Source organism: Kineococcus indalonis (assembly GCF_009906395.1).
Classification (GTDB): Bacteria; Actinomycetota; Actinomycetes; order Actinomycetales; family Kineococcaceae; genus Kineococcus; species Kineococcus indalonis.
This window is the reverse complement of the sequence record NZ_JAAALM010000764.1, coordinates 1-1,358: the sequence shown is the minus strand read 5'-3', so window position 1 is coordinate 1,358 and position 1,358 is coordinate 1. Positions and strand designations below refer to the sequence as shown.

Annotated in this window: 1 protein-coding gene; it reads right to left on the bottom strand. The window is 75.4% G+C overall.

Annotation, left to right across the window (positions count from 1 at the left end):
- On the bottom strand, nt 1–1,099 hold a 1,099-nt coding region (locus GTR00_RS20935; protein WP_166613448.1), incomplete at its 3' end, for an LCP family protein.
- Nucleotides 1,100–1,358 lie beyond the last annotated feature (259 nt).

The window sequence follows — 1,358 nt, the reverse complement described above, 5'->3', positions numbered from 1 at the left end:
GTGCCGGGGCGGGCGCGGCGTCGTCCTCGCGGACCTGCCGCCACAGCTCGTCCGCGGCGGGCGTCCACTGCACGCGGGCCTCGTTGCGCGGGTACGGCTCGGTGGGCACCGTCACGAAGCGCACGCCGCCGGCGGGCATGCGCTGCAGGCTCTGCGCGAGGTCGGCGAGCTGGCCGAGGTCGGCCAGGCCCGGGTCGGTGGTCACCGACTTCGTGGCCGCGTTGAGGAAGCCGTACAGGCGGTCGGGGCGCAGCAGCGTCTCGGAGCTGAGCACCTTCTGCACCATCGAGGACATCAGCGCCTGCTGGCGGCCGATGCGGGAGATGTCCGAGCCGTCGCCGATGTAGCGCACGCGGGCGTAGGCCAGGGCCGTCTCGCCGTCCACGTCCTCGTGGGTGCCGGCGGTCAGGTACAGGTTGGCCTTCCTGTCCTCGATCTCCTCCGGCGTGCAGATCGTCACCCCGCCGATGGCGTCGACCATGGAGCGGAAGCCGCTGAAGTCCACGACGGCGTAGTGGTCGACGTAGACGCCGGTGAGGGCCTCGACGGTCTCGATGGTGCAGGCGGGCCCGCCCTCGGAGTACGCGGAGTTGAACATCCCCAGCGACGCGGGCACCGGCTGCCCGGTGCTCGTCGAGGTGCACTCGGGGATCTGCACCACGGAGTCGCGCGGGATGCTCACCAGGGTGGCGCTGCGGCGGTCCCCGGCCAGGTGCACCAGGACGGTGGTGTCGGAGCGCGCGCCGGGGTCGGCGGCCTCGCCGCCGTAGGCGTCGCCGGTGCCGTCGGCCAGGGCGCGGGTGTCGCTGCCCATGACGAGGATGTTCACCGGCGCGGCCTCGCCGGCGCCGTCCGCGCGGTCGGGGCGGTCGCCCAGCAGCCCGGTGACGTCCCGCGCGGTGATGTTGCCCTGCAGCCGCTGGTAGGCGTAGACCCCGCCGGCGGCGGCGACCAGCACGAGCACGACGACCGCGACGGCGGACGCGCGCAGCACCCGGAACGCGGTGCCGTGCGCGTGGCTGGCGTGCCGGCCCCGCGCGCGCAGGCCGGCCCCGGGCACGTCGGCGCGCGGCGGGGTCGGCTCGGTGGTCGTGGGCACGAGCGCAAAGGTACGTCGCGCCCCGGACGGGCGCCGACCCGACGCCCGCGCCCGCACCGGGCGTGCGCGACGTCTCCACAGCCGCCGCGCGGGCGGCTCAGGTGCCGACGGTGCCGTCGTTGATGGCCAGCCGGTCGGCCAGCTGCGGGAAGACGACGGTGAAGCACAGCAGCACCACGCCCGCCGCCACGAGCAGGCTGATGAGCAGCCGCACCCACCACGGGCCCGGCAGGACCCGCCACCACCACCCGTACACGCC